This is a genomic window from Brevundimonas sp. (assembly GCF_031082345.1).
Classification (GTDB): domain Bacteria; phylum Pseudomonadota; class Alphaproteobacteria; order Caulobacterales; family Caulobacteraceae; genus Brevundimonas.
The window spans coordinates 1-4,771 of sequence record NZ_JAVHLH010000213.1 but is presented as its reverse complement, the minus strand read 5'-3'; the positions used below and the strand labels follow the sequence as shown (position 1 = coordinate 4,771).

The following is a 4,771-nucleotide window of genomic DNA, read 5'->3' as shown; positions in this document are numbered from 1 at the left end:
CGATCGGCTTCCTGGCGGATCGTCTCAACCATCTGCAGTTCCTGACCATCCGCCAGTATCTGTCCCTCGTGTTCGGCGCCCTGGTGCTGCTTCTGCTCGTGCTGACCGTATGGCGCTGATCTCCGACTATCTGGTCCAGGGCGTTCAGATGGTGCTGGTGCTCGCGCTGGCCCCGCTGCTCACGGGCGTCGTGCGCAAGATCAAGGCGCGGCTGTTGCGCCGCCGCGGCGCCTCCGTGCTTCAGCCCTATCGCGATCTCGCGCGCCTGGTCCGCAAGGAGGCCGTGATCGCGGAGAACGCCTCCTGGCTGTTCCGGTCCGCGCCCTATCTAATCTTCGCGGCCACCTGGGTGGCGGCGAGCCTCGCGCCGACCTTCGCCTCCGGGCTGATGTTCAGCTGGGCGGCCGACCTGATCGCCATCGTGGCCCTGCTGGGCAGCGCCCGCTTCTTTCAGACGCTGGCCGGGCTGGACGTCGGCACCAGCTTTGGCGGGATCGGCTCCAGCCGGGAGGTAATGATCGCCGCGTTCGCCGAGCCGGCCATGCTGATGGTCGCCTTCACGCTCTCCCTGCTCGCCCATTCCACCCAGCTGGCGACCATCATCGAGATGACCCGGTCCCCGGAGGTCGGTCTGCGGATCTCGCTGGCCATGGTGCTGGTGTCGCTCGTGCTGGTGGCGCTGGCGGAGAACGCGCGCATTCCGGTCGACAATCCCGCCACCCATCTGGAGCTGACCATGGTTCACGAGGCCATGGTTCTGGAATACTCCGGCCGCCATCTGGCGATGATCGAGTTCGGCGCCGCCCTGAAGCTGCTGCTCTACATGTCCCTGATCGGAGGCGTTTTCCTGCCGGTCGGCATGGCCCGCGGCGGCGATCCCTGGCCGGCCTATCTGGTGGGGATGGGGGCCTATGTCGCCAAGCTCGGCGCCGGCGCCGTCGTGCTCGCCGTGTTCGAGACGGCCGTCGCCAAGATGCGGGTGTTCCGGGTGCCCGACTTCCTGGGCGCCGCGCTGATGCTCGGCTTCCTGGCGATCCTGCTGCTGTTCGTTTCGCGGGGGCAACTGTGACCACGCTCGACTTCGACGTCGCCCATCTGCTGTCCGGCCTCATGGTGCTGGTCTGTTTCCTGATGCTCTATCAGGACCGGCTCTACAGCCTGCTCAACACCTTCGCCCTCCACGCCGTCGTCCTGGCGCTCGCCGTCGCCTGGCAGGCGTGGATCCAGGCCGCGCCTCATCTTTACGTCACCGCCGCGATCGCCCTGCTGTTCAAGGGCGTCCTGATTCCCGTCGCCCTGCACCGGTTGATCCGCCGCATGGAGATTCACCGCGAGGTGGAGACGGTCGGCGGCGTCGGCCTCACCATGCTGTTCGGCCTGGCGCTCGTGGCGCTCTCGATCTCCGTCATGCTGCCGGTCGCCTCGGCGGCCGGAACCCTGGCCCGGGAGGATCTCGCCTTCGCCCTGTCCGTGGTGCTGCTCGGCCTGCTGATGATGATCACCCGCCGCAACGCCGTCAGCCAGGTGGTCGGGTTCATGACGCTGGAGAACGGCCTGGTGCTCGCCGCCACCGGGGCCAAGGGCATGCCGCTGGTGGTGGAGATCAGCGTCGCCTTCTCGATCCTGATCGCCTTCATCGTCATCGGCATCTTCCTGTTCCGCATCCGGGAACGGTTCGACACCGTCGATGTCTCCGCCCTCGACACCTTCCGGGGAGATCGCCGATGACCGGACCTGGAGGTTTCGCCCTCGCGGGGATGCTGCTGATTCCGCTGGTGTTCGCGGGACTGCTGGCCCTGACGCCCGGCTACCGCCTGAGCGCGCGGCTCAATGTTCTGGCCTCGGCCGGCGCCTTTCTGTGCGCCCTGGTCCTGATCCAGCAGCGGCCGGCCCCGAACGACTATCTGTTCGTCGACGACCTGAACGTGGTCTTCCTGGTGCTCAACACCTTCATCGGCTTCACCACCAGCATCTTCAGCGCCAGCTACATCCGCCACGAGCTGGAGACCGGCCGGCTCACGCCGGTCTATCTGCGGTTCTACCACGCCATGTACCAGCTCATGCTGTTCGGCATGAGCCTGGCGCTGTCGGCGCAGAATGTGGGCCTGATGTGGGTGGCCGTCGAACTGGCCACCCTGACCACGGTCGTCATGGTGGGCATCTACCGCACCCATGAGGCGATCGAGGCGGCCTGGAAATACTTCATCCTCGGCAGCGTCGGCATCGCCCTGGCCCTGTTCGGCACGATCCTGGTCTATCTGGCCGCCCAGCCGGTGATCGGGGAGGGGCTCGACGCCATGTCCTGGCTGCACCTCGTGGCCAACGCCAACCGCTTCGATCCGGCCCTGCTCAACCTCGCCTTCGTCTTCCTGCTGCTCGGCTACGGCACCAAGGTGGGCCTGGCGCCGCTGCACGCCTGGCTGCCGGACGCCCACGCGGAGGGCCCGACCCCGATCTCGGCCGTACTGTCGGGCCTGCTGCTGAACGTGGCGCTCTACGCCATCCTGCGGTTCAAGGTGGTGATGGCGGCCAACGACCGCGCCCTGGCGCCCGGGCCCCTGCTGGTCACCATGGGCCTGGTCTCGGTGCTGTTCGCGGCCTTGATGCTCTACCGCCGCCGCGACATCAAACGGCTGTTCGCCTATTCGTCGATCGAGCACATGGGCATCATCGCCTTCGCCTTCGGCATGGGCGGGCCGCTGGCCAATTTCGCCGGCCTGCTGCACATGACCATGCACAGCCTGACCAAGTCGGCGATCTTCTTCGCCGTCGGCCATGTCGCCCAGGCCAAGGGCACGCAGAAGCTGTCGGAAATGGGCGGCCTGACCGTCACCCATCCGGCGCTGGGCTGGGGCCTGGTTCTCGGCGTGGTCGCCATCCTGGGCGTGCCGCCCATGGGCGTGTTCATGAGCGAATTCCTGGTGGTCAGTTCGACCTTCGCCCGCCAGCCGCTGCTGGCGATTCCGCTGGTCCTCGGCCTGCTGATCGCCTTCGGCGCGCTGATCCTGCGCATGCAACAGGTGGTGTTCGGCGAACCGAAGGGGGTCAGCCATCCGGTCCAGGCCTCCTATGTGCCGATGATCGTTCATCTGGCGCTCGTCCTGGCCGCCGGCCTGTACCTTCCGCCGGCCCTCGTCACCTGGTTCCAGAACGTGGCCAGGGCGCTCGGGTGACCGCCATGACCCAAACTGTCTCGCGCCTTGCGACCCTGACCGGCGACGCCGGACCAGACGCCAAGCAGCGGTGGCGCCGTCAGCGCGTCGACGCCGCGGCCTGGGAGGCGCTGTGCGCGGACCTGGGCGCGGGTCTGGACCTGGTGAGCCTGTGGGGCGAGCCGGGCGCGGTGCATATGGCGGTTCGCGAAGGCGACGACGCGGCGATCGTGACGCTCTCCTGTCCGACCGGGCGCTACCCGTCCGTCGGGCGGCGGCACCCGCCCGCGGTGCGGCTTGAGCGCGCCTTGCAGGACCTCACGGGGCTGGCGGCGGAGGGACTGCCGGACGCGAGACCCTGGCTCGACCACGGTCGGTGGGGCGTGCGGCATCCGCTATGGTCGGCGGAGACCGTGCCGGCCGACGGCGCGCCGTACGCCTTCCTGCCGGTGGAAGGGGAGGGGCTGCACCAGATCCCGGTCGGGCCGGTCCACGCCGGCGTCATCGAGCCGGGCCATTTCCGCTTCACCGTCAATGGCGAGACCGTGGTGCGTCTGGAGCAGCGCCTCGGCTATGCGCACAAGGGAACCGTCGCCCTGATGAGCGACGCGCCGCTGGCGCACGCCGCCCGCCTGGCCGGCCGCATCTCCGGGGACAGCACCGCGGCCTACGCCCTGGCCTTCGCCCTGGCCGTGGAGTCGGCGACGGCCAGCGAGGTTCCTGAGCGCGCCCGGTGGCTGCGGGGCCTGATGGCCGAACTCGAACGCCTCGCCAATCACCTTGGCGACATCGGGGCCGTCGCCAATGACGCGGCCTTTGCCATCCTGCACGCGCACACCGGCGTGCTCCGCGAACAGGTGCTGCGCGCAAGCGACACGGCCTTCGGCCACCGTCTGATGATGGACCGCATCGTCCCGGGGGGCGTCTGGCCGGACCTCACGGCGCAGGGCCACGCGGCGATCACCGCCGCCGTGGGACACATCCGACGCGTATTTCCCAACCTGGTGACGGTCTATGACGAGACCAATTCGCTGCAGGACCGGGTGGTGGGCGCGGGCGTGGTCCGGCCGGAGTGGGTCGACCAGTTCGCGGCGGGCGGCTTCGTCGGGCGCGCCTCCGGCCGGGCGTTCGACGCGCGCCTCTGGGCGGCCTATGCGCCCTATCCGTCGCTTCGCGTCGATCCTCCCGTTTTCGACCAGGGCGACGTCAACGCGCGGGTGTGGGTGCGCATCCGCGAGGTCGAGCAGAGCCTGGCGCTCATCGACCGCCTGCTCGAGACCCTGCCTTCCGGGCCGATCCTGGCCCCCCTGACATCAGGGCCGCAGCCTCAGTCGGAACCTGTGCCGGAGATGGAGGGCGCCGCGCTGGTCGAGAGCTTCCGCGGCGATGTGTTTTTCTGGGTGCGGGTGACGGCCGGGGGCCGGGTGGCCGCCTGCCATTTCCGCGACCCGTCCTGGTTCCAGTGGCCCCTCCTGGAGGCGGCCATCGAAGCCAACATCGTCGCCGACTTCCCCCTCTGCAACAAGTCGTTCAACTGCGCCTACTCCGGGCACGACGGATAGACCCATGGCCAATCTCCTGATCCAGGGCCTTCTCTCCCCCCTGACCGAGCCGGCGCC

At 68.8% G+C, this 4,771-nt stretch carries 4 protein-coding genes; all 4 read left to right on the top strand.

Annotated features, from left to right (window positions below):
- Positions 1-109 precede the first annotated feature (109 nt).
- The 4 genes from RDU12_RS12375 to RDU12_RS12360 are packed head-to-tail and all read left to right on the top strand — an operon-like array spanning position 110 to position 4,714.
- Positions 110-1,069 carry a respiratory chain complex I subunit 1 family protein gene (locus tag RDU12_RS12375; RefSeq protein ID WP_300290487.1) on the top strand — a complete coding sequence of 320 codons (960 nt, stop codon included), beginning with the start codon at positions 110-112 and terminating at the stop codon, positions 1,067-1,069.
- Entirely contained in the window at positions 1,066-1,728 is a 663-nt protein-coding gene (locus tag RDU12_RS12370; RefSeq protein ID WP_300290485.1) for a hypothetical protein, read from the top strand. The genes RDU12_RS12375 and RDU12_RS12370 overlap by 4 nt, the downstream gene beginning before the upstream one ends.
- A complete protein-coding gene (locus RDU12_RS12365) occupies positions 1,725-3,173 on the top strand; it encodes a hydrogenase 4 subunit F (protein ID WP_300290483.1) in 1,449 nt (482 codons plus the stop codon). Before RDU12_RS12370 ends, RDU12_RS12365 begins: the two co-directional genes overlap by 4 nt.
- Positions 3,174-3,178: 5 nt before the next feature.
- A complete protein-coding gene (locus RDU12_RS12360; RefSeq protein ID WP_308684867.1) occupies positions 3,179-4,714 on the top strand; it encodes an NADH-quinone oxidoreductase subunit C in 1,536 nt (511 codons plus the stop codon).
- Positions 4,715-4,771 lie beyond the last annotated feature (57 nt).

Excerpts from the sequence above, each read along its gene's own strand:
- RDU12_RS12375 (WP_300290487.1), top strand. The coding sequence starts at position 110 with ATGGCGCTGATCTCCGACTATCTGGTCCAGGGCGTTCAGATGGTGCTG.
- RDU12_RS12365 (WP_300290483.1), top strand. The coding sequence starts at position 1,725 with ATGACCGGACCTGGAGGTTTCGCCCTCGCGGGGATGCTGCTGATTCCG.
- RDU12_RS12360 (WP_308684867.1), top strand. The coding sequence starts at position 3,179 with ATGACCCAAACTGTCTCGCGCCTTGCGACCCTGACCGGCGACGCCGGA.